The organism is Pseudolysinimonas sp., from assembly GCF_057350545.1.
Map to the genome: position 1 here is coordinate 1 of NZ_JBMRCP010000096.1, position 23429 is coordinate 23429.

General features: G+C 70.3%; 26 protein-coding genes, 1 tRNA gene and 2 pseudogenes. 17 read left to right on the forward strand and 12 right to left on the reverse strand.

The genetic code is table 11. The annotated features are described in order from the left end of the window. Nucleotides 1-178: pseudogene (locus ACO1X9_RS13160) on the reverse strand (glutamate-1-semialdehyde 2,1-aminomutase); the annotation flags it as partial. Here ACO1X9_RS13160 and ACO1X9_RS13165 point away from each other — a divergent pair. After that, nucleotides 175-579 (forward strand): annotated as a pseudogene (locus ACO1X9_RS13165) (glutamate-1-semialdehyde 2,1-aminomutase); the annotation flags it as partial. The pseudogenes ACO1X9_RS13160 and ACO1X9_RS13165 overlap by 4 nt on opposite strands. A 183-nt stretch (nucleotides 580-762) precedes the next feature. On the opposite strand, the gene ACO1X9_RS13170 reads toward ACO1X9_RS13165, so the two are convergent. From ACO1X9_RS13170 to ACO1X9_RS13200, 7 genes are all read right to left on the reverse strand, one after another. After that, nucleotides 763-1509, reverse strand: a complete 747-nt coding sequence (locus ACO1X9_RS13170) for an IclR family transcriptional regulator (protein WP_486351299.1) — start codon at nucleotides 1507-1509, stop codon at nucleotides 763-765. Between the two features lie 55 nt (nucleotides 1510-1564). Beyond that, on the reverse strand, nucleotides 1565-2581 hold the full coding sequence (locus ACO1X9_RS13175; RefSeq protein WP_486351300.1) for a cyclase family protein: 1017 nt from the start codon (nucleotides 2579-2581) through the stop codon (nucleotides 1565-1567). Between the two features lie 4 nt (nucleotides 2582-2585). After that, nucleotides 2586-3656, reverse strand: a complete 1071-nt coding sequence (locus ACO1X9_RS13180) for an extracellular solute-binding protein (protein ID WP_486351301.1) — start codon at nucleotides 3654-3656, stop codon at nucleotides 2586-2588. A 104-nt stretch (nucleotides 3657-3760) separates the two neighbouring features. Further along, nucleotides 3761-4903 (reverse strand): ABC transporter ATP-binding protein, encoded by a 1143-nt coding sequence (locus ACO1X9_RS13185; protein WP_486351302.1) that lies wholly within the window; start codon nucleotides 4901-4903, stop codon nucleotides 3761-3763. A 9-nt stretch (nucleotides 4904-4912) separates the two neighbouring features. Then, on the reverse strand, nucleotides 4913-5785 hold the full coding sequence (locus tag ACO1X9_RS13190) for an ABC transporter permease (RefSeq protein ID WP_486351303.1): 873 nt from the start codon (nucleotides 5783-5785) through the stop codon (nucleotides 4913-4915). Next, the gene (locus ACO1X9_RS13195; RefSeq protein WP_486351304.1) at nucleotides 5785-6651 is read right to left on the reverse strand and encodes an ABC transporter permease; all 867 of its coding nucleotides are present in this window, start codon (nucleotides 6649-6651) and stop codon (nucleotides 5785-5787) included. Before ACO1X9_RS13195 ends, ACO1X9_RS13190 begins: the two co-directional genes overlap by 1 nt. Nucleotides 6652-6674: 23 nt before the next feature. Continuing rightward, on the reverse strand, nucleotides 6675-7484 hold the full coding sequence (locus ACO1X9_RS13200) for an IclR family transcriptional regulator (protein WP_486351305.1): 810 nt from the start codon (nucleotides 7482-7484) through the stop codon (nucleotides 6675-6677). Nucleotides 7485-7657: 173 nt separating this feature from the next. Here ACO1X9_RS13200 and ACO1X9_RS13205 point away from each other — a divergent pair, with 173 nt between their 5' ends. The 7 genes from ACO1X9_RS13205 to ACO1X9_RS13235 all read left to right on the forward strand — a co-directional run bounded on the left by ACO1X9_RS13205 (nucleotide 7658) and on the right by ACO1X9_RS13235 (nucleotide 12889). Then, the gene (locus ACO1X9_RS13205) at nucleotides 7658-8587 is read left to right on the forward strand and encodes a DUF6282 family protein (RefSeq protein ID WP_486351306.1); all 930 of its coding nucleotides are present in this window, start codon (nucleotides 7658-7660) and stop codon (nucleotides 8585-8587) included. A 4-nt stretch (nucleotides 8588-8591) separates the two neighbouring features. Next, nucleotides 8592-9524 (forward strand): 3,5-dioxohexanoate:acetyl-CoA acetone transferase, encoded by a 933-nt coding sequence (gene kce / locus ACO1X9_RS13210; RefSeq protein ID WP_486351307.1) that lies wholly within the window; start codon nucleotides 8592-8594, stop codon nucleotides 9522-9524. 33 nt (nucleotides 9525-9557) lie between these two features. Beyond that, complete coding sequence (locus ACO1X9_RS13215) at nucleotides 9558-10499, forward strand: cupin domain-containing protein (RefSeq protein ID WP_486351308.1); 942 nt, start codon at nucleotides 9558-9560, stop codon at nucleotides 10497-10499. Nucleotides 10500-10507: 8 nt separating this feature from the next. Beyond that, the gene (locus tag ACO1X9_RS13220; RefSeq protein ID WP_486351309.1) at nucleotides 10508-11293 is read left to right on the forward strand and encodes an HpcH/HpaI aldolase family protein; all 786 of its coding nucleotides are present in this window, start codon (nucleotides 10508-10510) and stop codon (nucleotides 11291-11293) included. Continuing rightward, on the forward strand, nucleotides 11290-11748 hold the full coding sequence (locus ACO1X9_RS13225) for an acyl-CoA thioesterase (protein WP_486351310.1): 459 nt from the start codon (nucleotides 11290-11292) through the stop codon (nucleotides 11746-11748). Before ACO1X9_RS13220 ends, ACO1X9_RS13225 begins: the two co-directional genes overlap by 4 nt. 10 nt (nucleotides 11749-11758) lie before the next feature. After that, nucleotides 11759-12514: an SDR family NAD(P)-dependent oxidoreductase gene (locus tag ACO1X9_RS13230; RefSeq protein WP_486351311.1), complete on the forward strand. Its 756-nt coding sequence runs from the start codon at nucleotides 11759-11761 to the stop codon at nucleotides 12512-12514. Between the two features lie 114 nt (nucleotides 12515-12628). Next, nucleotides 12629-12889, forward strand: coding sequence for a DUF6458 family protein (locus ACO1X9_RS13235; RefSeq protein ID WP_486351312.1), 261 nt, complete (start codon nucleotides 12629-12631; stop codon nucleotides 12887-12889). Nucleotides 12890-12966: 77 nt separating this feature from the next. On the opposite strand, the gene ACO1X9_RS13240 is transcribed toward ACO1X9_RS13235, so the two are convergent. Further along, nucleotides 12967-13527 carry a hypothetical protein gene (locus ACO1X9_RS13240; protein WP_486351313.1) on the reverse strand — a complete coding sequence of 187 codons (561 nt, stop codon included), beginning with the start codon at nucleotides 13525-13527 and terminating at the stop codon, nucleotides 12967-12969. An 81-nt stretch (nucleotides 13528-13608) separates the two neighbouring features. Here ACO1X9_RS13240 and ACO1X9_RS13245 point away from each other — a divergent pair, with 81 nt between their 5' ends. Continuing rightward, on the forward strand, nucleotides 13609-14448 hold the full coding sequence (locus ACO1X9_RS13245) for a carbon-nitrogen hydrolase family protein (protein ID WP_486351314.1): 840 nt from the start codon (nucleotides 13609-13611) through the stop codon (nucleotides 14446-14448). A 34-nt stretch (nucleotides 14449-14482) separates the two neighbouring features. Next, nucleotides 14483-15022 carry a putative immunity protein gene (locus ACO1X9_RS13250; RefSeq protein WP_486351315.1) on the forward strand — a complete coding sequence of 180 codons (540 nt, stop codon included), beginning with the start codon at nucleotides 14483-14485 and terminating at the stop codon, nucleotides 15020-15022. Between the two features lie 56 nt (nucleotides 15023-15078). Here the strand turns inward: ACO1X9_RS13250 and ACO1X9_RS13255 are convergent, their stop codons facing one another. Then, nucleotides 15079-16338, reverse strand: coding sequence for a cytochrome P450 (locus ACO1X9_RS13255; protein ID WP_486351316.1), 1260 nt, complete (start codon nucleotides 16336-16338; stop codon nucleotides 15079-15081). Nucleotides 16339-16354: 16 nt separating this feature from the next. Between ACO1X9_RS13255 and ACO1X9_RS13260 the strand changes: the two genes are divergently transcribed. Then, nucleotides 16355-16999 (forward strand): VOC family protein, encoded by a 645-nt coding sequence (locus ACO1X9_RS13260; protein ID WP_486351317.1) that lies wholly within the window; start codon nucleotides 16355-16357, stop codon nucleotides 16997-16999. A gap of 25 nt (nucleotides 17000-17024) precedes the next feature. On the opposite strand, the gene ACO1X9_RS13265 is transcribed toward ACO1X9_RS13260, so the two are convergent. After that, nucleotides 17025-17519, reverse strand: coding sequence for a MarR family winged helix-turn-helix transcriptional regulator (locus ACO1X9_RS13265; RefSeq protein WP_486351318.1), 495 nt, complete (start codon nucleotides 17517-17519; stop codon nucleotides 17025-17027). 146 nt (nucleotides 17520-17665) lie between these two features. Here ACO1X9_RS13265 and ACO1X9_RS13270 point away from each other — a divergent pair. From ACO1X9_RS13270 to ACO1X9_RS13295, 6 genes are all read left to right on the forward strand, one after another. Further along, a tRNA-Gln gene (locus ACO1X9_RS13270) sits at nucleotides 17666-17737 on the forward strand. Nucleotides 17738-18759: 1022 nt separating this feature from the next. After that, nucleotides 18760-19341, forward strand: coding sequence for an RNA polymerase sigma factor (locus ACO1X9_RS13275; protein WP_486351319.1), 582 nt, complete (start codon nucleotides 18760-18762; stop codon nucleotides 19339-19341). Nucleotide 19342: 1 nt separating this feature from the next. Further along, nucleotides 19343-19840 (forward strand): hypothetical protein, encoded by a 498-nt coding sequence (locus tag ACO1X9_RS13280; protein WP_486351320.1) that lies wholly within the window; start codon nucleotides 19343-19345, stop codon nucleotides 19838-19840. A 240-nt stretch (nucleotides 19841-20080) separates the two neighbouring features. Next, entirely contained in the window at nucleotides 20081-20503 is a 423-nt protein-coding gene (locus ACO1X9_RS13285; protein ID WP_486351321.1) for a hypothetical protein, read from the forward strand. Between the two features lie 11 nt (nucleotides 20504-20514). Then, nucleotides 20515-20916 (forward strand): hypothetical protein, encoded by a 402-nt coding sequence (locus ACO1X9_RS13290; RefSeq protein WP_486351322.1) that lies wholly within the window; start codon nucleotides 20515-20517, stop codon nucleotides 20914-20916. Nucleotides 20917-21543: 627 nt separating this feature from the next. Further along, the gene (locus ACO1X9_RS13295) at nucleotides 21544-21939 is read left to right on the forward strand and encodes a hypothetical protein (protein ID WP_486351323.1); all 396 of its coding nucleotides are present in this window, start codon (nucleotides 21544-21546) and stop codon (nucleotides 21937-21939) included. Nucleotides 21940-22114: 175 nt separating this feature from the next. Here the strand turns inward: ACO1X9_RS13295 and ACO1X9_RS13300 are convergent. Continuing rightward, nucleotides 22115-23429: NAD(P)/FAD-dependent oxidoreductase (locus tag ACO1X9_RS13300; protein WP_486351324.1), on the reverse strand; the 1315-nt coding region annotated here is incomplete at its 5' end.

The following is a 23429-nucleotide window of genomic DNA, read 5'->3' on the forward strand; positions in this document are numbered from 1 at the left end:
CGAGGAGGCCCATGAGCGTGGCGGGTCCGCCGAGGGCGGCGAGCGGCATCCCTCCGCCGATGACCTTGCCGAACGTCACGAGGTCGGGCACCCACCCCGTCGAGCCCGTCGCCCCCGCGAACGCGCCGCCCGAGGCCTCGAGCCCCCACCACCCGGCGGGTCCGACGCGGGAGCCCGTTGAGCGGGAACCCGCTCGCGGTCGCCGCCGGACTCACGACGCTGCGGCTCGCGACGCCCGAGGTGTACGCCCACGTGGATGCCGCCGCGGCGTCGGTCGCCGCCGCGGTGCACGACGCGCTCGACGCCGCCGGGGTCGCCCACGTCATCCCGCGCGCCGGGTCGCTCTTCTCGGTCGCCTTCCGCGAGGGTGAGGTGCTCGACTACGACGACGCCCGCGACCAGGAGTCGTGGCGCTACCCGCCGTTCTTCCACGCCATGCGAGACGCCGGAGTCGCCCTCCCGCCGAGCGCGTTCGAGGCGTGGTTCCTCACCGCCGCCCACGACGACGCGGCGCTCGACCGCATCCACTCGGCTCTTCCGACGGCTGCCGAGGCCGCTGCTCGGGCGATCGCTCCGTAGTTTTGTCGGGTTAGTTGCACATTGCTCCGTCCTCCGGGTGCAATCTGCAACTGAGGGTCTCGACACGCGCCTGCGGCGCTACTCGACCACCGACGGGTCTCGACATGCGCGGGCGGCGCTACTCGACCACCGACGGGTCTCGACACGCGCCTGCGGCGCTACTCGACCACCGAGGGTGGCCGGTCAGCCGGCGAGGGCGGTGCTGAGTTCCTCGGCGGCCGCGCGGAGGGCGTCGAGTCGCTGCCCACTCTCGTCGCCGCGCAGCAGGGCGGTGGTGCCGAGCACTCCGATGGCGGCGACGACGTCGTGCCCCACCCCGAAGACGGGGGCGGCCGCGGACTCGAGACCGTCGCGGCGGAGGTCGGCCCAGGCGAGGCCGTCGCGCCGCACCTTGGCGAGCTCCGCCTGCTCGTCGCGCGCCTCGGCGGGCGGCAGCGCCGCGAGCGCGCGGGAGACGACCGACGGATCGGAGTGGTACGCGAACAGCACGCGCGACTGCGCGGCCCGCGGTTCGAGCACGGTGCCGACGCGCACGGTGAGCAGGATGGTGCCCTCGGGCGCCTCTTCGACGAGCGTCACGACGGCGCCGCCTCGACCGAGGAAGCTCAGCACGGCGGTGAGCCCTGCCCGGTCGGACAGCCGACGCAGGATGGGCGGCGCGAGCGTGAGGACCTGCTGACGCGTCGACACGAGCGCGGAGAGCTGGTCGACGAGCGGCCCCGGTCCGTTGCCCGCCGACAGGAAGCCGGCCCCCTGCAGGGCGTGCAGGTAGCGGTGCGCGGTCGTGCGGTTGAGCCCGAGGCGCGAGGCGACGAGGGATGCCGTCAGCGTGCGGGTGTTCTCGTCGAACAACCCCAGCACCGCCGCCGCGCGGTCGATCGACTGGATGGGGCCGCGGTCGTCGGCGTCGGGATCGGGCGGCGTGGGCATCGCGCCCAGTCAAGCATCCGGGCCGTGCGCCGGGCTACTCGCCCGCGACCGCGCGCTACGTGATCGCGAGCGCGTTGGGCGGGGAGCCGACGCCGCCGGGCAGGTTGAGCGGCTTCACGGTGAGGAAGAACTCGCGCACCCCGTCGGCCGCACAGTGCTCGGCGAGCTCGTCGAGTTTCCAAAGTTCGCCCACCGCCATCCCGAGCAGCGCGATGAGCGGCCGGTGCAGCATGCCGGCGTGGTCGACGCCGCGCGCGGGAGGCACGTCGTCGGGGGAGCGGAAGTCGCTGTCGAGCACCGGGTCGGCCTCGACCGCGAGGTTGTCGGCGGCAACGAGGGCGATCTCGTGGTCCCAGAGCCAGCGCAGCACGTTCCGCTTCTGCGCGAGCCCGGGCGAGAGCCGCCACGGCGTCGCCGCGCGTTCCTCGAGCGTCTTCGCGAGGTACCGTTCCGCCCACCCGGTGCGGATCAGCAGGAGCTCGCCGCCGGCGAACGACACCCCTTGGGCGTCGGCGATCCGGTCGAGCATCGGCCCGTCGATGGCGATCGTGCTCTCCGTCGAGTAGTCGAGCCCCTCCGACGCGAAGTAGCGGGGCAGGTCGAGCAGCACGCCGCGTCCGGCGATGCCCGCGCGGGCGTACGAGTGGATGCCGAGCGCGGTCGAGTCGGGACCGTTGGCTTCGGGGGCGAGGCCGCCGTAGAACCCGCGGCCGGGGTGGCCGATGTGGCGCAGCGCGTCGAGCTGCGACGACGACTGGAGGTAGAACGAGTCGACCCAGTCGTCGCGGTGGAACTCGTTGTTCGAGAAGACGTTGTGCACGAGCGGTCGCCGCGTGCCGGTCGGGTAGGGCTCGAAGGCATCCACCGCGTAGTCGAGGCCGAACCGCAGGCCGGTGCGGATGACCCCGGCGGCTGCGGCGACCCGCTCGGGGGTGAGGAAGTTGATCGTGCCGAGCTCATCGCCCGGGCCGAAGTGCTGCCAGCTCGCCCCGTCGGGCAGTGAGTCGTACGAGGGGTGCGACCCCCCGCCGAGCGGGGTGGTGGTCCCGTCGGCGGGGGATCGCGTGGTCACGGGGTCAGCCCGCGAGCCAGTTGGTGAGCTTCGTCGAGGCCTCGTTGAAGTTCTCGGTGTACCAGGGGATGTCCTGCAGCACCGTGACACCGGGGTTGGTGTCCGGGTTGTAGACCTCCACCTGCGACGAGAACTCGTCGAGGTTCATCTCCGCCGCGAGGTTGATCGGCGCGACCCCGAGCAGTTCGGAGATCTTCGCGACCGGGCCGGGCTCCATGACGCTCGCGAGGAACTCCTCGACGGCCTCCTTCTTCGTCGAGCCCTTCGGCACGGCGAACGCGTTGATCGACGCGACGGTGACATCCCAGACGATCGTGATGTCGACGCCCTCCTTGAGCAGGGGCACGAGACGCGAGTCGGGCAGGAAGAACATGTCCACCTGGCCGGCCGAGACGGCCTGCTGCAGCGCGCCGACGTTCGGGGCGAACGTCGTGACCGAGCGGATGTCCTCGAGCTTGTCGAGCGCGCGGTCGACGTCGAGCGGGTAGACCTCGTCGGGGTCGACGCCGTCGGCGATGGCCGCGTACTCGAGGATGCCGTTCTGCAGGTTGGTCACGAACCCGCGCTGACCGGGGAACTTCTCGGTGTCGAAGAAGTCCGCGACCGTCTCCGGACCGCCGTCCGGGAACGCGTCGGTGCGGTAGGCCATCGGGCTCGCGTTGATCCAGTTGGCCGTGTAGCACTCGCCGACGCTGCCGGGCACGAGGTCCTCCTCGGGCACGGTGAGCTCGATCTCGAGCGGTTCGAAGAGGGTGCCGCAGTTCTGCTCGGCGGCGTACGGGGCCGTCGCGATGACGTCCCACAGCACGGCGCCGGCCTCGACCTGCGCCTTGACCTGCGCCACGTCGGGCGGCGACGTGTTGACGAACGTGATGTTCGGGTGCTGCTGCGTGTACGGCACCTGCCAGGCCTGGATCTGCGCGTCCTGACCGGCGCCGCCGTAGCCGACGTAGGTGATGGTCTGCGGCTCGCCGATGCCGGGGTCGGTGGGCTCGGGGGCGCCGCCGCAGCCGGCCAGCAGGCCGACGGTCGCGACGAGGCTCACCCCGATGAGGAGCTTCTTGGATCGGGACATCTTTGTCATTTCCTCCGTGTCATGGATTGCGAGTGGATCACTTGTGGAGTTGTCGACGGAGTCCCAGCCGTCGGGGATCGCGGGTCGGGTGATCCGCGACGTTTTCAGGCGGCGACGATGCGCTGACGCTCGGGGCGCCAGTGCGCCACGACCTCGTCGCCGATGGACAGGGTGGAGTCGAACGCGTCGAGACGGGCTCGGCCCTTCACGCCCGGTGAGCCGAACGCGAGCATGGCGGTGCGGTACGAGCCCATGTACTCGACGTCGGTGACGACGGCCGGGACGGTGTTCGATCCCGCGGGGGCCTTCGCGGCGGTGGTCGCGATCCCGAGGTCTTCGGGCCGCACGACGACGGCGGCCTCCGTGAGCACGCCCGGGTGCGTCGCGACGCCGGCGGGATCGACCGCCCAGGTCGCGCCCTCCCAGCCGGTCGAGGAGCCGGTGACGCCCGCGCCGAGCTCGAACACGTTCGAGTCGCCGAGGAAGCGCGCCGTGAAGAGCGTCTCGGGAGCGCGGTAGAGCTGCTCGGGGCTGCCGACCTGCTCGATGCGTCGCGTGTTGAACAGCGCGATGCGGTCGGAGAGGTTCATCGCCTCCTCCTGGTCGTGCGTCACGAAGACGAACGTCGAGCCGACCTCGCGGTGGATGCGGCGGATCTCCGCCTGCAGAGCGCCGCGCAGGTTGCGGTCGAGCGCGCCGAGCGGCTCGTCGAGCAGGAGCGCCTTCGGGTCGAACACGATCGCCCGGGCGAGGGCGACGCGCTGCTGCTGACCGCCGGAGAGCTGCGACGGGTAGTTGTCGTCACGGCCGGTGAGCTGCACGAGCTCGAGCACCGCCTTCACCTTCTGCGCGATGACGTCCTTCGGCAGCCGGCGCTCGCGCAGCGGGTAGGCGACGTTCTGCACGACCGTCATGTGCGGGAAGAGCGCGTAGTTCTGGAACAGCATCCCGAGGTCGCGCTTGTGCGGGGGGAGCTTGCCGACATCGGCGCCGTTGAGCGCGATCGTGCCCGCGCTGAGCGACTCGAAGCCCGCGATGAGGTTGAGCGTCGTCGTCTTGCCGGAGCCCGACGGGCCGAGCAGGGTCATGAACTCACCCGGCTCGATCGTGAGCGAGATGTCGTCGACGGCCGGGACGGCGAGTCCGTAGTCCTTCGTGACGTGCTCGAGACGGATCTGTGTACCCTGCCGGGTCTCGGTCACGGGGGCGTCGGCCGCTGCACTCACGGACGTCGTGGTCGGGGTCATGGGTGTCTCCTATCGGCGCTTCGTGCGTCGGACGAGCAGGGGGATGAGCAGCAGCAGCGTCACCGAGACGACGACGAGGCTCGACGCCGCAGCGATCGTCGGGTCGACCTCGACGGTCACCGCGGTGTACATCTGCACGGGCAGGGTCTGGAAGAACGGCGAGCGCAGGAAGAGGGCGATCACGACCTCGTCGAGCGAGGTGACGAAGGCGAACACCGCACCGGTGAGCACGCCCCGGCTGATGAGCGGCAGCGTGACTCGCTGGAAGGTGCGCAGCGGCGAGGCGCCGAGCGACGCGGAGGCGCGCAGCAGCTTCGGGTCGAATCCGCCGAGCGCGCTCGTGACCGAGACGAGCACGAACGGCACCCCGATGGCGGCGTGGGCGAGCACGTAGCCCCCGATCGAGCCGACCAGGTGCCACTGCAGGAAGGAGATGTACACCGCGACCGCGACGACGATCGCCGGGGTCACCATCGACACCATGAGGAGGGTGCGCACGAACTGCGACAGTCGACCGGTGAGCTGGTTGAGTCCGAGCGCCGCGGCCGTGCCGACGACGGTCGCGAGCGCGGAGGCGAGCACCGCGACGACGAGCGAGTTGCCGAGCGACCCGATCCACTTGGGGTTCGTGAAGAAGTTGACGTACAGGTCGAGCGAGAACTGCTTGGGCGGGAACTGGAAGCTGCCCGCGCCTCCGAAGCTCATCGGGATGACGAAGAGCGTCGGCAGGATGAAGTAGACGGCGACGGCGACCCCGACGACGGTGAGCCACCACGGGATCGGGTCGACGCTCCGGTCGCGGCGACGGCGACCCTTGCGTCCGGCGGTCACGTACGAGGTCTCAGTCGACAGGGTGTCGGGGCGCGCGGTGTCGGTGCTCATCAGCGGCCCTTCGATCCGGAGGTGGCGACGACGCCGATCGCGGAGATCGTGCCGCCGATGCGGTTCGCCCACGCGACGAGCACGAGGGTGACGACGAGCACGAGCATCCCGAGCGCGCCGGCGCCGGCGAAGTCGAGCAGCTGCGTCGTGCGCTGCGCGAGCAGCTGGGCGATGAGCGACTGCTGCGGCGAGCCGAGCAGCGCGGGCGTCACGTAGAAGCCGAGGCTCAGCGTGAAGACGAGGATGAGGCCCGCGACCACGCCGCCCCGGGAGAGCGGCCAGTAGATCTTCCAGAACGCCACGAGCGGCGACGAGCCGAGTCCGCGCGCCGCGAGCAGCAGCTTCCGGTCGATGCCGGACAGCGCGCTGAACAGCGGCAGCACCATGAACGGCAGCAGCACCTGGCTCATCGCGATGGTGACGCCGATCTGGGAGCCGACCAACTGCACGTCGCCGAGTCCGAGCCAGGTGAGCACGGTGTGCACGGGTCCGTTCCTCTGCAGGATCGTCAGCCAGGCGAAGTTGCGCGCCATGACCGAGGTCCAGAACGGGATGAGCACGATCACGAGCAGCACCGCCCTCGTGCGGTCGCTCACGCGCGTCATGAAGTACGCGTACGGGTAACCGAGCAGGAAGGCGACGACCGTGACGATGAGGGCGGTGGATGCCGTGCGCCCGAGCACGGTGAGCGTCACGCCGTCGGTGAAGAGACGCACGTAGTTGTCGAGCGTGAAGTCCGGCGCCGAGAGGCTGCGGAGGAAGCTCTGCCCGAGGGGCAGCAGCAGGATGCCGGAGAGCAGCGCGAGCGCCGGCACGAGCAGCAGCCACGCGGGTCGCGGCCGCCTGGTCGATGTCGTCGTCGTCATGATTCCTCGGGGTCGTTTCGGATCTAGGGTGCCAACAGGCCGCTGAGCTCGTCGGCGGATTCGCGGAGCAGTCGCACCTTCTCGGCGCCCGGCTCCTCGGCGGCGAGCACCGCGCTCGTGCCGATGAGCGCCATCGCCGCCTGGATGTCGGTGGCGCCGAACACGGGTGCCGCCACGGAGGCCAGCCCGATCCGGCCCAGGTCGCCCCAGGCGATCCGCTCGCGGCGCACGCGCGCCAGCTCGGCCATCTCGACGCGCGCCTCGGCGGGGGAGAGCCCGGCGTGCACGCGGGTCACGACGCCCGGGTCGGACTGGAAGGCGAGCAGCACGCGCGACTGGGCGGCGCGCTCCTCGAGGTTCGTGCCGACCTTGACGGTGAGGATGATCGTGCCGCGGCTCGCCTCCTCGACGAGGGTGACGACGGCGCCCGAGCGTCCGAGCATGCTGAGCACGCAGGTCGACCCGGTCGCGTCGGAGAGGCGCCGCATGATGCCCGGCGCGATGCTCAGGATCTGCTGGCGGCCGGAGATGAGCGCGGAGAGCTGGTCGAAGAGGGGGCCGAGGCCGTAGCCGGCGTCGAGGAATCCGGAGCTCTGAAGCGACTGCAGGTAGCGGTGCGCCGTGGTGCGGTTGAGGCCGAGGCGCTCGGCGACGATCGCCGGCGAGAGGGTGCGGGTGTCCTGGTCGAGCAGCGCGAGCACGGCGGCGGCGCGGTCGATCGACTGGATCGATCCCTTGTCGACGTCGGGAAGGGCCGAGACGAGCGCGTCGCGGTCGGCGTCGGGTTCCATCTCCACCTCCTCGTCGAGATCGTGCTGCGGGCATCCGGTCACTTGTTCGGATCGTAACCGCGTGTTTCAGATTCTGAACGGTAGAACACGCAGCCCGACCTCGTCAACTCCAGAGATCGCTTACTGATGCGTTCGCATCGCGCAATGGACAATCCGCATCGTGTGTCATATGGTGAACCGCACGTTCCAGAATCCGAACACAAGGAGGTAGTCGGATGGACGCTCCCGACACCCGTCCCACGCCCTCGCCCGCCCTTCTCAAGGTGCTCAACGGCGCCGTCGACCTGCACACGCACTCGGGCCCGAGCCCGTTCCCGCGGAAGCTCAACCACGTCGAGGCGTCGTACGACGCCGCGTCGATCGGCCTGCGCGCGATCCTCATCAAGTCGCACCACCACAACACGGTGTTCGACCTGCTCGCGATGCGCGACCTGCTCAAAGACGCCCCCACCCCCGCCTACGGCGGCGTGGCCCTCAACTCCGAGGTCGGCGGCGTGAACCCCTCCGCCGTCGCCGTCGCGATCCAGATGGGCGGCAAGGCGGTGTGGGGTCCGACCGTGTCGGCCGCCCGTCACATCGAGGCGCACAGTCACGACGACGGCTTCCCCTCCGCGGGCGGCGACCTCGAGGAGAGGGAGGAGTCGATCTACGACGCCGCCGGCAACGTCTCCGCCGAGACCGTGCGCGTCACGCAGCTCGTCGCCGAGGCCGACATCATGCTCACCGGCGGCCACCTCGACGTCGACTCGCAGAAGGCGTTCTTCGCCACCGCGAAGGAGAACGGCGTCAAGCGCCTCCTCCTGCACCACCCCGACTTCATCATCGGCGCGTCCGACGGCGACGTGGAGGAGCTCCTCTCCTACGGCGCCTTCGTCGAGCACGAGATGTCCATGTACCACCCGGGCGTCCCAGCGCCCGGGTGGCCGATCTCCCGCCTGGTCTCCTGGATCGAGCGGATCGGCCCCGAGCGCACCGTCATCGACTCCGACCTCGGTCAGCTCGCCAACCCCTACCCGGTCGACGGCTACATCTACGTCATCCAGCAGCTGCTCGACCACGGGATCTCGGAGAAGGACGTGCGGCAGATGATCTGCCACAACACGGCCTACCTCCTCGGTCTCGAGGACTCCCCGAAGGCGAAGTAAGAGCATGCAGCGCGCCGACAAGGTCATCATCTCGACGGCTGTCACGGGCAGCGTCAACGTGCCGTCGCAGAGCGACTACCTGCCGCTGTCGCCCGAGCAGGTCGTGCAGGCCTCGCTCGAGGCGGCCGCGGCGGGGTCGGCGATCATCCATCTGCACGCGCGTCACCCCGACGGTCGACCGGCCTTCGAGGCGGGTGTGTTCGAGCAGATCATCCCGGCGATCCTGAACGAGGTGGATGTCGTCATCAACATGTCGACGGGTGGCTCGTCGCAGATGACGATCGACGAGCGCCTCGCCGGCGCCGTGCGGTTCAGCCCCGAGCTCGCGAGTCTCAACATGGGCTCGATGAACTTCGTCTACTCCGGGATCGCCGACAAGGTCACCGAGTGGAAGCACGACTGGGAGAAGCCCTACGTGCTCGGCACCTACAGCCACCCGTTCATCAACTCGTTCGCGACGATCGAGCACGTGCTGCGCTCGCTCGGGCAGGAGCGAGGAACCCGCTTCGAGTTCGAGTGCTACGACATCGGGCACCTCTACTCGCTCGCCTACTTCGTCGAGAAGGGGCTCGTGGAGCCGCCGTTCATGATCCAGGGCGTCTTCGGCATCCTGGGCGGCATCGGCGCCGACCACGCCAACCTGACCCACATGGTCGCGATCGCCGACAAGCTGTTCGGCGCCGACTACCAGTTCTCGGCCTTCGCCGCGGGCCGCGCCCAGTTCGAGTTCGCGACCCACGCGGCCTGGCTGGGCGGTCACGTGCGGGTCGGGCTCGAAGACAGCCTGTGGATCGGCAAGGGCCGGCTCGCCGAGAGCAACGCCCAGCAGGTCTCGAAGATCCGCGGCGTCGTCGAAGACCTCGGCCGCGAGATCGCCACCCCCGACGACGCGCGCCGGATGCTGGGGCTCAAGGGCCTCGCCGGCGTCACCCTCTGATGTCTCAACCCTTTCCGTCCTAAGGAACTGCTCGTGTCTACCCAGTACGCCGCCGACGACGTCCGCTCGAACCTCGCGGTCGCCGCGCCGACGGTCACCGTCGACCCGTCGACGCCGATCAAGCCGTCGCAGTGGATCGAGTTCCTCTCCCATCCACCGACGGAGGTCGCCTCGGGGGGCAGCCGCACGTGGCTCGCCCGCGGCGCGACGCTCGTCATCGCCTACACCCAGGCGGTGGCGGGGGATGTCTTCACCCGCGTCGGGCAGCCCGACGAGTACGCCGTGCTGCAGTACTCCGACAGCGCGCGCGTGCGGGTCACCGCCGGTGAGGCGACCGAGGAGGTGCGCGAGGAGGCGTTCGTCGTCGTCCCGCCCGGCGACTCGGCGGTCGAGGTGCTCGCCGACGGCCTCCTCATCCGCCTGTTCTCGGTCGTCGCCGACGACCTGCGCGAGGCGACGCTCAACGCCGACGCCTACGCCGAGCCCGACCTTCGGGCGGCGCCGCTCGGAGCGTGGCCCGACCCCGTCGACGGCTACCGGCTGCGCGTGTACCGTCTGGCCGACCACCCCCTCGTCACCGGACGATTCGGGCGCATCTTCCGCACGACCAACATGATGGTGAACTTCCTCGCCGAAGAACCCGGCCCGCGCGACCCGCTCAGGCTGTCGCCGCACTACCACGACGACTTCGAGCAACTCTCGCTCGCGCTCAAGGGTCGCTTCGTGCATCACATCCGCTACCCGTGGGGCCCTGACTCGACGCAGTGGCGCCCCGACGAGAGCCGCGAGATCGCGACACCGTCGGTGTGCGTCATCCCGCCGCCGACCGTGCACACGACGCAGGGTGTGGGGCCGCACCAGCAGCTCATCGACCTCTTCTCGCCGCCGCGCGTCGACTTCTCGACCTCGGGCTGGGTGGTCAACGCCGCCGACTACCCCGCGAAGCCGGGCGTCGGCATCCCCGAGGGGCACTGATGGCGGGGATGCCGCGGCACAGCCTGTTCCGCGCGGCACTGCGCCGCGGCGACGGGCCGCCGCTCGGCACCTGGGTCAAGCTGCCCGCGATGGAGAGCATGGAGCTCGTCGCGCTCGCGGGGTTCGACTTCGCCGTGATCGACCTCGAGCACTCCGCGATCGACCTCGAGACGGCCTACCGGCACATCGGCACGGCCCTGCTCAGCGGGGTCTCGCCGATCGTGCGCGTGCCGGCGCTCGACGGCGGGATCGTGCAGCGCATCCTCGACGCCGGGGCGGAGGGGATCATGGTGCCGCACGTCGACACCGTCGAGCAGGCCGCCGCGGCCGCCGCCGCCGTGCGGTTCGCGCCACGCGGCACGCGAGGCGTCGGCGGCACGAGCCGGGCCGGGGCGTGGGGGGCGCTGCCGCGCGAGGAGTACCTGCGCTACGGCAACGAGGAGGTCGTGCTCATCCCGCAACTGGAGAGCGCGGAGGCCGCCCGCAACGCCGCCGCGATCGCCGCGGTGCCCGGCGTCGACGCGCTGCTCGTCGGCGCCGCCGATCTCTCGACGAGCCTGGGCCTCGCCGAGACCGATCCGACGGTGGTCGAGCTCATCGCGGGGGCGATCCAGGAGGCGCGGGCCGCGGGGATGCCGATCGGCAACGCCGGCGGTGCCACGGCGGCGTCGGTGCAGGCCGCGGTCGACGCGGGCTTCGATTTCACCATGATGAGCAACGACGCGAGCCTGCTCGGCGCCGCGGCCGCCGCGGCCGTCACGGCAGGCCGTACCGTACGGTACGGTACGGCGTGACCGTCCTCCGGGTGCCGCTCGAGTTGCGCTGGGCCGACACCGATCAGTACCGGCACGTCAACAACGTCACCGCCGTGCGCCTCGCGGAGGAGGCCCGCATCCGCGCCCTCGGCCTGCCCGAGAAGCCCGAGCACTTCCCACCCGGGCCGCCGCCGGTGCTCGCGGTGCTGGGTGCGGGCACGTTCACCATGACGGTGAGCCAGCGCTTCGAGTACTCCGCTGAGATGCCGTACGCCGGTCAGACCGTCTACGCCGACGTCTGGCTCTCGAAGGCGGCGGGTCGCGCCGTCACGATGGAGTGCCGCGTCGGGGACGGGAACGGCATCCAGTACTTCATCGCCCGCGTCACGGTCGTCATCATGGATCTCGCGACCCGACGACCCCGAGCGCTCACCGACACCGAGACCGCTCACCTGAGCGCGCACCTGGGCGAACCGCTCGCCTTTCGAGACTGAGGAGACAGAGATGACCGGACTGCTCGACGGAAAGGCCGTGCTCCTCGTGGGCGCGAGCACCGGGATCGGCCTCGAAGCCGCCCGCGTGTTCGCGGAGGAGGGCGCGCGGCTCGTGCTCTCGGCCCGCTCGGGCGACGCGCTCGAGGCGCTCGCCGAGGAGTTGCGGGAAGCAGGCCACGAGGTGCGCGTCGTCGTCGGCGACGTCACGTCCGGCGTCGATGTCGCCCGCATGGTCGACGAGACCGTCGCCGCGTACGGCCGTCTCGACGGCGCCTTCAACAATGCGGGCGTCGGACAGGTCGGGATGCTGCACGAGGTCAGCGAGGACGACTTCGACCGCGTGATGGCGATCAACGTCAAGGGCGTCTGGCTGTGCCTCCGCGAAGAGCTGCGGGTCATGCGTGCGCAGGGGTTCGGCGCGATCGTCAACACCTCGAGCGTCGGCGGCTACAAGGGCAACACGGGACTCGGCGTCTACCAGGCGACGAAGCACGCCGTCATCGGCCTCACCCGCAGCGCCGCCCACGACAACGGGTCGCTCGGCATCCGCGTCAACTCGGTCGCGCCGGGGCCGACCCGCTCGGCGATGATCGACGCGATGCTCGAGAAGGACCCGAGCGCGATGGATAAGCGCCTCGCCGTCATGCCGCTGCACAAGATCGGCACCGGCGCCGAGGTCGCAAACGCCGCGGCCTGGCTGCTGAGCGATCGCGCGAGCCACACCACCGGGATGGTGCTGCCCGTCGAAGGCGGGATGACGGCCTGAGAATCTCTCAGCCTGATGACTCCCTGGGAAGTCAAGACGTACTTGCCCAGGGGCCGACCTCCTAGCGTGGGACCCGGTTGCGGCCGTCAGGTCGCCCGGAAGGAGCACGTGATCATGAGCATCGGTACTGGTGTCGTCCTCTTCGTCATCGGAGCGATCCTGGTCTTCGCCCTCAACTTCGAGACCGGTTTCATCGACCTCGACCTCGTCGGCTACATCCTCATGGGTGCCGGTCTGGTCGTGTTCATCATCGGCCTCGTCCTGCTCGCGCGCCGTCGTCAGGCGGTCAGCACGACCCGTACGGGCACCGACTCGGTGACCGGCGAGCGTGTGCAGCAGCGCGTGACGGAGACCGACGACCCCACCACGGTCTGATCCGCGAGACTCAGGCACCCGCTGCCTGCGAGAAGAGCCCGGCCGCGAGGCCGCGCTCTTCTCGTGCGGGCGTGCGGTCAGAGGTCGAAGCCGCCGTCCCAGCCCATGAGCACCGTCGTGATGCGATCTGCGACGATCCCGAACGACACGACGGTGCCGTCGGAGGCGACGCCGGTGATGTCGTCGCCCGTGAACAGCGAGCCGTAGTAGACGTTCGTGCGCCACTCCGCGATCGTGGCGGCGGGCACGCTCCAGTTCCACGGGCCGGGCGCCCCGGTCACGTAACTCAGCTCCGCGGCCGCCTCCGCCGGCGACAGGTCGCCGCAGCACTCCGTCGACATGATGATGACCTCGACCGGGTTTGCGAAGTAGCCCTCGACGGCCGCCGTGTTGCCGCTCTCGATCGCGGCGCGGATGTTCGCGCGGTCGGCGGCGTCGAGGCTCGGCGCGGGTTCCGGGTCGGGCTCGGGCTCGGGGTCGCTCGACTCCGAGGGGTCGGGCGTGGGCTCCTCGCTCGAGGACGGGGTCTCGGTACCGGTGCCGGTCGGCTCCGGTACCGGGGTGGGGTCGCAGGCAGTGAGCAGACCACCGAGCAGCAGAGCGATCGCCACGACGGGCAGGGTGCGGGACGTGCGCATGGGGTCTCCTCGTTCGGTGGGCTACATCATGACGACGTGCAGGACCCACGTCGAGGTTGACGTGACGCGTAGCCTGGGCGCATGGCCGAGACTCCGACCCCGACCGCCGTCGCGGTGGCCCAGTTCGCGCCCGGGGATGACGAGGCGGCGAACCTCGACAGCATCCGTCGCCTCGCCGAAGACGCGGCCTCGCGTGGCGCCCTGCTCGTCGTCTTCCCCGAGTACGCGTCGTACTTCACCCCCGGCCTCGGAGCCGACTGGCTCGACCACGCGCAGACCCTGCACGGCCCGTTCGTGCGGGCGCTCGCCGAGATCGCGGCGGAACTCGGCATCCATCTCGTCGCCGGGATGCTCGAACTCGTGCCCGGCGAGGCGGAGCGGGTCGCGAACACCCTCGTCGCGGTCGACTCCTCGGGCGAGGTCGTCGCGCACTACCGCAAGATCCACCTCTACGACGCGTTCGGGATGCGCGAGAGCGACCGCATCGTCGCCGGTCCCGTGTGGGCGTCCGACGCCGCGCCGACCTTCGCCTTCGGCGGCTTCACCGTCGGGCTGCAGACCTGCTACGACGTGCGGTTCCCCGAAGTCACCCGGCGCCTCGTCGATGCGGGGGCCGACCTCATCCTGCTGCCCTCGGAGTGGGTGCGCGGCCCGCTGAAGGAGCACCACTGGCGCACCCTCGTCACCGCCCGTGCGATCGAGAACACCGTCTACATGGTCGCTGCCGACCACGCGCCGCCGGTCGGTGCGGGCAACAGCATGGTCGTCGACCCGATGGGCGTCGAGCTCGTCACGGTGGGGGAGTCGACGGATGTCGGGGTCGCCTGGATCTCGCCGCAGCGGCTCGTCGAGGTGCGGCACACCAACCCCGCGCTGAAGCTGAGGCGGTTCCGCGTCGAACCGATCTCGGTGGTCGAGTAGTCCGCGCAGCGGGCGTGTCGAGACCAGGACCCGGATGCCGTCGCCGCAATCCCTGAGCGAGACCGATCGTCGTCTCGTCGCGCTGTGGGCCGCCGACTGCGCCGAGCGCGTGCTCCCGCTGTTCGAGTCCGTGGCGCCGAGCGACGATCGTCCACGGGACGCGATCGCGCGGGCGCGGGCGTTCGGCCGGGGCGAGCTGGATGCCGCGGGCGAGATCCGTCGGCGGTTCGTCGCGGGTCGCGCCGCCCAGGGGCTCACGGATGCCGGCGCGATCGCGGCCGCCCGAGCCGCCGCGCAGGCGGCCGGTGTCGCGCACATGGGGGCGCATGCGCTCGGGGCGGCCGCCTACGCGGCGAAGGCGGCGGGTCTCGCGGGCACCGACGCGGAGGCGATCCGACAGCTTGACCACGCGACCCCCGAGGCCCTCGCTGCTCTCCGGCGGTTGCCACTGCTCGGCGAGGACTCCGCCGGACCGCTGGGCGCGGGTCTGCTCGCGTCGGGCGTGCTCGGCGCGCACATCCGGGCGCTTCAGGCCGAGCTGCTGCGACGGTTGACCCCGTCGGTGGTCGAGTAGCCCGCGCAGCGGGCGTGTCGAGACCTCCTGCCGCGTCTCGACACGCGGCTGCGCCGCTACTCGACGACCGAAAGAGGAGCGCGCCGCACGACGAGCGAGGCGTAGGCGGGGATGAGCACGCGCCGACCGTAGCGCCGGGACACGATCTCGAACGGGCGCCCGTCGCCGAGGAGCAGGTCGACGATCGCGCCGAGCTCGGCTCGCGCGAGCGGACCGCCGAGGCACAGGTGGCGCCCCGCGCCGAACCAGAGCTGCCGGTGCTGTGGCAGGTAGGGGCGGTCGATCCGGTACCCGCCCGCGAGGTTGTTGGCGGTCCAGGTGAGCACCATGACGCGGTCGCCGGCCCGCAGCGTGCGACCGCTCACGGTGACGTCGGCGAGCACCGAGCGCCCGATCAGCGGCGCGGGACTCGTGACGCGCAGCGCTTCCCGGATGGCATCGTCGCGGTGCTCGGGCATCGCCAGCAGCCGGTGCTGCTCGCCCGTGTCGTAGAGCAGCGCGGCGGTGCGCGCCATCGCCGACGCCGCGGTCTCGGTGCCGGCGACCATGAGGAGGGTCGAGAGCCCCTGGGTCTCCTGCAGCGTGAGGCCGATCTCGCGGCACCGCCCGATGATCGTGTTCTCGTGAGCGGTGTCGAAGACGTCGCCGATGTGGCCGGTCAGCCGCTCGACGATCACCCGGGCCTTCGCGATCACGTCGGGCGGCAACGTCGTGTCGGCGGTCGTGCCGAGGGCGATCGAGGCGAGCTCCTCGCCGGTGGCGAAGATCTCGCGGAAGGCGTCGTCGCCGCGCTCCTCGTCGACGGGGAGCCCGAGCAGCGTGACGACCATGTGGCCGACGAGCACGCGCGACAGGTCGGCGAGGTCGAGAGGCTCGCCGGCATCCAGGGTCGCCTTCGCCTGCGCGAGCCGCGACGCCCACGCCCGCTCCACGAACGCCGCCGACGTCTTCTCGGTGAACAGCTCGCGGCTGCGGGTGCGCAGGTCGTGGTGGCCGGGCCCGTCGAAGAGGTCGTAGACCCAGTCGCCGAGGATCTGCGCCCACAGGTGGCCGACGCCGCCCTCGGAGAGCAGGGTGAGGTGCTCGGGGTCGTTGAGCAGCGCGCGGGCGGTACGCGGATCGGCGGTGATCCAACCGAGGCCCGGCACTTTCAGCAGCGGGCGAGCGAACTGGCCGAGCCAGTTGAGCATCGGCAGTGCGGGGCGGGCTGCGGACAGCAGTCGGTGCTCGTGGGCGGCGGCGCCGGTGCCGATCCCGTCCCAGAGTCGGAGGCGGCGCTCGCGGCTCGGGGCTGATAGATCCTCGGCGACGGGCATGGCTAGAGTCTCCCGCATGACCGGCACCGGCATCTCACCCGCCCGCTTCCACGAACACCCCGGCGTCGACGACTGGCGCGTCACCTCCCGGGGAGCGGAGGCGGTGTTCCGGGCGTCGTCGCTCGACGCCGCGGCCGCCCTCGTACCGGCGGTCGTCGCGACCGGTCTCGCGGCCGACATCGACCTGCGCCCCGAAGCGGCCGTCGTGCGGGTCGGGTTCGTCGACGACGCCCTGCCCGCCGCGGCCGCAGACTTCGCCGCCGCAGTCTCGTCGGCGGCGGCCGACCTCGGTCTCGTGCCCGATCCCGACGCGGTGCAGGCGGTCGACGTGTTCGTCGCGCAGCACGAGGATGCCGACACCCGCCCGTTCTGGGCGGCCGCGCTCGGCTACGACCTCAAGGGCGACACGGATGCCGTCGACCCGCTGCGTCGCGGACCGGGCATCGCGGTGAACCCGATCGACAACGGCAAGCAGGGGAGAGGTCGCACGCACGTCGATATCCACGTCTCCCTCGACGTGGCCCGCGCACGGGTCGAGGCCGCGCTCGCCGCGGGCGGTCGGCTGGTGGACGACACGTACGCCCCCATGTGGTGGACCGTCGCGTCACCCGACAACCACGGAGTCGACATCGCCGCGTGGATCGACACCTGGAAGGGCTGACGCCCCGGGGTCAGTCGTCTTGGGATCAGTCGTCGAACTCGACGCTGAGCTTCCGCAGCAGGCCCGAGAGCCGCTCCTGATCGGCGCGGGAGAGCCCCGACAGCCAGTGGGCTTCCTCGGCGAGCAGCAGTTTGATGGCGGCATCCACCTGCTCGCGTCCGGCATCCGTCATCACCACGAGCACGCCGCGACCGTCGTGCGGATCGGTGCGCCGCTCGACGAGTCGGCGTTCGACGAGGCGGTCGATGCGGTTCGTCATCGTGCCGCTCGACACGAGCGTCTGCTGCAGGAGCGCCTTCGGGCTCAACTGATAGGGCTTGCCCGCGCGGCGCAGCGCGGCGAGCACGTCGAACTCCCACGCCTCGAGACCGGAGGCCGTGAACGCCGAGCGGCGCGCGCGGTCGAGGTGCTTGGCCAGGCGGTCGACCCGCGACAGCACCTGCAGGGGCGCGAAGTCGATGTCGGGCCGTTCGCGCGCCCACGCGTCGACGATGCGGTCGACCTCGTCGGATGTGGGCATCCAGTCATCATCCCAGGTGCGCGCTGGAGCATGGAGGGGAGCCCATTTCTGGCCTCCGCCGCGACCGCCAGCGCCGACCGCCGTCTCGGCGGTCGGACCCGCCGGCTAATGAGAAACTAGATCGGCGCCCGCGGTGTGGGGCGTGATCCGCCTTGGTGTAACGGCAGCACGACGGCCTTTGGTGCCGTTAGGTCCAGGTTCGAATCCTGGGGGCGGAGCGGCGAGGGGTTCGGGTATCTCCCGACCTCGAGTTCCGATAACTCGGGACGCTTCTGAGCGGTGGCGGAGTCAGCAGGAGGCGGTACTTGAGCGGCAGTTCGTGCGACTCGTGCGCCCAAGCGGTCAGGCTGGCGACTGCGGCCGCCGTCTGCGTCACCGTGTGCTTGTTGCACGGGGCTACCGCGAAGACCGCGAGTCGAACGAAGTCGAGCATGCCGGGGCGCGGGTCCCGAACGAGCTCCCGCGGAACGTAGCCCGCGACGTGCGCCACCACGTCATCGGGCAGGGACTGCACGAGACGAAGAAGATCGTCAGCGTAGGAGTCGGGTGAGTCCGAGCTGCCGGGAGGGAGCGACAGCGCGATGCCGTAGCTGAGGGTCGGGCGCGTGGGCGCGTCGGCTGTCGGGTCGGAGGCGGACTTGTCGTTCACGCTCTGGGAAGATGCGGCGAACGACTCGGGGGCGAGTTCGGATGCGGTCACGCAGACGGAGATGCGGCGATTCCGCTGCTCCCGACCGTGGTCGTCCAGGAGTGCGGTCACGATCCGCTCGTGAACGAGTGGCCGGGAACCCGTCCGCATCCGAGTGCGTCCTCCGGTGCCTGCTCTGCGATCCGGCTCCTGAAGTCCGGCAGAAGGGGGCGTCGCGCAATCGGAGCCCGATCGACCTTCTCCGCGCTAGCGTCGACGACGATGAGCGGGGGGCGGAAGCCGCGCGACGGACGCTCGCGTCCCGTGGAGTCGCGGCGCACCTCACCGACGGCGCGCGTTCGGAGCATGCGTGGTCGTTCCGCAGTCGCAGCGCGTTCGGCCCGCGCCTGGGACGCACGCTCACCTCGTGGGTTGCCGACATCCTCGGATGGCTCGAAGCGGACGGCCTTGCGTCGCAGTCGCTCCAGTCGGCCGAGTTCCGCGCATGAGGTGTTTCGCAGCGGAGTTGCGGGAATCCATCCTGTTCGGATGTGACGGTCGGCCAGGTCGAGACATTACCTAGTCAGAAGTCGTCCATGCGCGGGAGGAGGGGTGGTGCTGCAGTCAACCGAGAGCGTCACGGGCTCCACCGTCAGCGACCGTGTCCTCGTCGAGCGACTTGGCGGCGGTGATCGAGCCGCCTTGGATGCACTCTTCCGTCGTCATGGTCGCACCGTCTTCGCCTACGCCTATAGCAAGACCGGCGATCGTCAGGACGCGGAGGATCTGCTCCAAGACACGTTCGTGACCGTGTGGCAGCGCCGCCACTCCGTGTCGCTCGTCACGGAGTCCGCAGTGCCGTGGCTGCTCGCGACGACGCGGTTCAAAACGCTCAACCTGCGACGCGCGCGCGCGCGTGGCCGCGCCGTCGATCTCATCGAGACCGACGGCGCCACCCCGCACGACTCGACCGCGGCCGCCGCGGAGCTCTCGCTCACCGTGGCCGCCGTCGACCGGGCGGTGGCCGCGATGCCGGAGCTCGACCGACTCGTGTTCGCCCTGTGCGTCGACGGAGACCAGACCTATGCCGAGGCCGCCCGTGATCTCGGCATCTCCCACGCGGCTGTTCGCGGGCGGCTTTCGCGGATCCGAGCCCGGCTCCGCGACGAGATCGACCTTCTGAGAGGACAGTGAGATGCGCGACCAGACCTACGACCTCGACCTCATCTCCGACGAGCGGATGACCGCTCTCGAGCGCGGGGTGCACGCACGCATCGCCGAGCAGCGGCGGCGGAGCCGCGTTCGGCACCGCCTCGTCGCCGCGGGCCTCGCCGTCGCGCTCGTCGGCGGAGGCACCACGGCCGGCGCCATCCAAGCCTGGCAGGTGAACGAGCACGGCCAGAGCTACGGTCGAGGCGACCTGCAAATCGTGGATCCCTCCGACGGCACCGTCGTGGAACCCGATCTCATCGAGGCAGTCGGCTGGAACGGTGAGGAGCGCGTCGTGGGCTACGTGCTCAGCAGCGACCTCTCACCGGAGTTCGCGAACCCGGACGAGGTGGCCGCCTGGCTGGAGGAGCACCCTCTGACCGAAGACCGGGAGATTCCGCTCTACGACAAGGATCTAAACCAGATCGGCGTCTTCATCCTGCAGGGCTTCGACGACGCGACGGAATCGCCGGGAGGGCCATAACCCCAACCTTTCGTCAAACGGGCACCAACGGCCGAATTCTCGGTCGCGTAGGACGCTTTTGTGTCATTTTACGTCGCATAATGCGTGAGTGCGAAAAAGCTTGACCTTCCTCAATGGTCCGCTAAATACTGAGCGCGACAATGCACAATATGGGGTTTGCGTTCTCGGCCGTAAGGTGCGAGTTGACCCCGCGGATCAGGAGGAAATGTGGAAGTCAAACGAAAGACCAACTGGAGGTCGATGCTCCTGGCGGGCGTCGTCGCCTTCGGGCTCGCCGCCGGGGGAACGGCCGCGCTGGCGGCCACCAGCTCCGTCAAGAACGTCGGCGCGTTCGCGGGCTACACGTACACAAATCAGGCGCTGACGCAGGCGATCCCGACCACGAATATCCGTTCGTATGCGTACGCGACAGTAACCGCAGGCGGTGGGCCGCCTGCCAATTACTTCGGCGCGCAACCGCGAACCTTCGCCGGTGGCACCCTTTGTGCAGCCTCGTCGTCGTTCTATTACAACCCCGCCGGTGTCGGGGGAATCTCCCCGCGAGTCGACGGAATCTGCGATCCCGGAGTCGGGCACTACGGCATCGGCCGAACGACTCACTACGACGGGGCGGCGTACAACACCTACACCACCTTCACCACGAGCCCGAACGTCGTCCCGTAGGGAGCCAGGACATGCACAACAAGCTGAGAAGCATTCGCAACGTCGTCATCGTCGTGGTCCTCGCGTCTCTCGCGGGCTTCGGCGTCTCCTCTGCTGCCGTCGCCGCCTCGATGGAACGAACCGAGGTGCCTCCCTTCGAGGTCAACGCCTCCGGGCACACCTTCGGCCGCGGCGACGGAGAGGTCGATCCCGACCTCATCCGTGCTCAGGGAACCAACGGCGAGGTCGGCTACGTGCTCAAGACCGACCTCCTCGGGCCTGAGCTCTCGAGCCCCGAGGAGGTCGCGGAGTGGCTGCGCGAGTTCCCGCAGGATCGACCGCGCGACATCCCGCTGTACGAATCCGACGGTCGGACCGTGATCGGAACGTTCACGCTCGCGCCTGTCGAAGTCGACCCGATCGACGCGCACTAGCGGCAACGGTCCCGAGCGGTGGCGCTCCGCCGCTCGGGACCGCGCGAGACGGCCCAGTCGACCTAGTCGGGGGCCGGCCCGGCGCGTTCCGCCTTGGGTGTAACGACGGCCTTGGAGCCGTGAGCACCGGTTCGAATCAACTCCGCGGATACCAGGGCAGTGAGCCCGGGGTCATCGAAGAGGACGCTGCGGCCTGAGCGGTCGGTGTCGTCGAGGTGGGAGCGGATGTCGAGGAGGGACTTCAAGGAGAAGCCACGAGAAGCCAGACGATCGGTGCCGACGGTCTCGCGGGCCGGGTCTACTCCGCGTTCCCGCCCTCGGCGAGGTAACGGTCGAGCCGACGCGCCCAGTCTTGAAACACGCGTCTTGAGAGCCCGGCGCGTTCGAGGGCGTTCTTTTCGGTGGATCCGTTCGCCTTGTCGGCCCGGACCTGCATGACCTGACGGAATCGGCGGGCACGCGTCTCCTCCTTCTTCTGCTGGATTTCGTTCTGCCGTTCGAGTCGGCGCAGCTTCCCTCTTCTGCTCCCCGCACTCGTTCGCGATTACGAGTTCGAGCAGGCGAACGGTGAACGTGCCGCCCGACGGGTTGCGATGACAGACGGGGGCGTCTACGACAACCTTTGGTGTGACGCCCCTGCTGCCAGGCCGATCGCTCGCCCATACCGACCACGTCTACGAGCTCGACGCACTCGTCGTCGTTGATTCCGGTCGGGGACGCTTCGACCGCAGGCCCGCCGGCCAGTGGTTCAACCGCACGAAGCAGACGTTCGAAATCTCCCACGGCCGCGTTCAGGACGGCGCTCGATCTCTGGTGCATGCGTCAAGCGGAATCCGGGTGGCTCACGTCTACCTCGGCTCCCGCGACTCGCGTCTACCTGCGATCCCGGGCCTGGTGCCCCGCGACCCGATCTCGGCCTACGGGACGAACTTCGCCGCCATGAAGTCGAAGGACCTGGAAGCTCTGTCGGTCCGAGCGGAGCAGATCACCCGCGCGCAGCTCGCGGAGTACCTGACCTCGTGACAGAACGTCTTCCGGAGCAGTCCCGGAATCGTGCTCGCGTTCCCGCCTCTGAGCAGGGATTTTCTCATGCTGTAACTTCGGCGCACTTAGCCTGTAGATGCGCTCACATCTAGGTTCCGACGTTCCCTGATATCTCGGGGCTGCGGGTAGTTGCAGGAATCCCTCGCGGCGACAGTCAGGAGTCGAAGCCGAGCCCCACGGCGTCTAGCCCCTTGAGCAGCAGGTTGCGCCGCCCCTCCCGATGGTCGGCGCGGTCGAGCGACCACCGCGTGAGGTTGATGCCGATCGAGGCGGCCGGCTCGGGCGGGAAGGGGAGCGGACGCTCGCGCACCATCCGGAGCTCCGTGAGCTCGGTCGGCTCGCCGTCGAGGAGGTCGAGCATGACGTCGGCGGCGAAGCGGGTGGCGGCGACGCCGAGGCCGGTGAAGCCGGCGGCGTAGGCGACGCGGCGGCGCCGGGCGATGCCGTAGAAGGCGCAGAAGCGGGTGCTCGTGTCGATCGCGCCCGCCCACCGGTGGCTGAACCGGAGGCCCTCGAGCTGCGGAAACGTCGTGAAGAAGTGGCTCGCGAGGCGCTCGTAGCTCGCGGGGCGCTGCTCGTAGCGCGGGTCGACGCGCCGGCCGTAGTGGTAGATCGCGTCGTAGCCGCCGAACAGGATGCGGTCATCGGCGGTGCGGCGGTAGTAGTGGAACTGGTTGGCCAGGTCCGCAAGGCCCTGCCTGCCGCGCCAGCCGACGCTCGCGAGCTGGGCGTCGGAGAGCGGCTCGGTCATGAGCACGTAGTCGTAGACCGGGACGGTCATGAGCCGGTTGCGGCGCAGCAGCGAGGGGAAGGCGTTGGTCGCGAGCACCGCGCGCCGGGCGCGCACACGTCCGTCCGCCGTGACGGCCCCGACCCCGGCACCCGACGTGTCGAGGGAACGCACGGGGGAGTGCTCGAAGATCCGCACCCCGCGCTCGCGGGCGACCCGCGCGAGCTCGACTGCGAGCTTCGCGGGGTGCACGAGCGCCGTGCTGCGCGTCTCCCATCGGCCGGCGAGGTAGGTGGGCGAGGCGACGGCTCGCTGCACCGCGTCGCGGTCGAGGAACCGGCTCTCTCGCGTCGACTCTCCCTCGAGCCACGCGACCTGGTGCGGCTCAACCGCGACGGTGAGGGTTCCGGTGCGCTCGAAGTCGGCATCCATCCCGAGCGACGAGACCGTGGACTCGATCGCGTCGAGGTTCCGCAGGCCGAGCTCGTCGAGGCGTTCGAGCTCCTCCGGCCAGCGGCGGAGGCCGTTCTCCTCGCCGTGGGTCAGACTCGCCTCGACGAACCCTCCGTTGCGTCCGCTCGCGGCCCAGCCGACCTCGCCGGCTTCGAGCACGACGACGCGCGCGTCGGGGTCGCGGTCTTTCGCGCGGAGCGCGGTCCAGAGTCCCGTGTAAGCGGCCCCGACGACGAGGTCGGCGTCGACGGTGCCGCTGAGCCGGGGCATCCGCTCGCCGGGAGCG

Bases quoted from the DNA above. Each gene is read 5' to 3' on its own strand.
- ACO1X9_RS13170 (WP_486351299.1), bottom strand. From the start codon at position 1,509: ATGCCCACGCCGCCCGATCCCGACGCCGACGACCGCGGCCCCATCCAG.
- ACO1X9_RS13180 (WP_486351301.1), bottom strand. From the start codon at position 3,656: ATGTCCCGATCCAAGAAGCTCCTCATCGGGGTGAGCCTCGTCGCGACC.
- ACO1X9_RS13185 (WP_486351302.1), bottom strand. From the start codon at position 4,903: ATGACCCCGACCACGACGTCCGTGAGTGCAGCGGCCGACGCCCCCGTG.
- ACO1X9_RS13190 (WP_486351303.1), bottom strand. From the start codon at position 5,785: ATGAGCACCGACACCGCGCGCCCCGACACCCTGTCGACTGAGACCTCG.
- ACO1X9_RS13195 (WP_486351304.1), bottom strand. From the start codon at position 6,651: ATGACGACGACGACATCGACCAGGCGGCCGCGACCCGCGTGGCTGCTG.
- ACO1X9_RS13205 (WP_486351306.1), top strand. From the start codon at position 7,658: ATGGACGCTCCCGACACCCGTCCCACGCCCTCGCCCGCCCTTCTCAAG.
- kce (WP_486351307.1), top strand. From the start codon at position 8,592: ATGCAGCGCGCCGACAAGGTCATCATCTCGACGGCTGTCACGGGCAGC.
- ACO1X9_RS13220 (WP_486351309.1), top strand. From the start codon at position 10,508: ATGCCGCGGCACAGCCTGTTCCGCGCGGCACTGCGCCGCGGCGACGGG.
- ACO1X9_RS13230 (WP_486351311.1), top strand. From the start codon at position 11,759: ATGACCGGACTGCTCGACGGAAAGGCCGTGCTCCTCGTGGGCGCGAGC.
- ACO1X9_RS13235 (WP_486351312.1), top strand. From the start codon at position 12,629: ATGAGCATCGGTACTGGTGTCGTCCTCTTCGTCATCGGAGCGATCCTG.
- ACO1X9_RS13240 (WP_486351313.1), bottom strand. From the start codon at position 13,527: ATGCGCACGTCCCGCACCCTGCCCGTCGTGGCGATCGCTCTGCTGCTC.
- ACO1X9_RS13245 (WP_486351314.1), top strand. From the start codon at position 13,609: ATGGCCGAGACTCCGACCCCGACCGCCGTCGCGGTGGCCCAGTTCGCG.
- ACO1X9_RS13250 (WP_486351315.1), top strand. From the start codon at position 14,483: ATGCCGTCGCCGCAATCCCTGAGCGAGACCGATCGTCGTCTCGTCGCG.
- ACO1X9_RS13255 (WP_486351316.1), bottom strand. From the start codon at position 16,338: ATGCCCGTCGCCGAGGATCTATCAGCCCCGAGCCGCGAGCGCCGCCTC.
- ACO1X9_RS13260 (WP_486351317.1), top strand. From the start codon at position 16,355: ATGACCGGCACCGGCATCTCACCCGCCCGCTTCCACGAACACCCCGGC.
- ACO1X9_RS13265 (WP_486351318.1), bottom strand. From the start codon at position 17,519: ATGCCCACATCCGACGAGGTCGACCGCATCGTCGACGCGTGGGCGCGC.
- ACO1X9_RS13280 (WP_486351320.1), top strand. From the start codon at position 19,343: ATGCGCGACCAGACCTACGACCTCGACCTCATCTCCGACGAGCGGATG.
- ACO1X9_RS13285 (WP_486351321.1), top strand. From the start codon at position 20,081: ATGCTCCTGGCGGGCGTCGTCGCCTTCGGGCTCGCCGCCGGGGGAACG.
- ACO1X9_RS13290 (WP_486351322.1), top strand. From the start codon at position 20,515: ATGCACAACAAGCTGAGAAGCATTCGCAACGTCGTCATCGTCGTGGTC.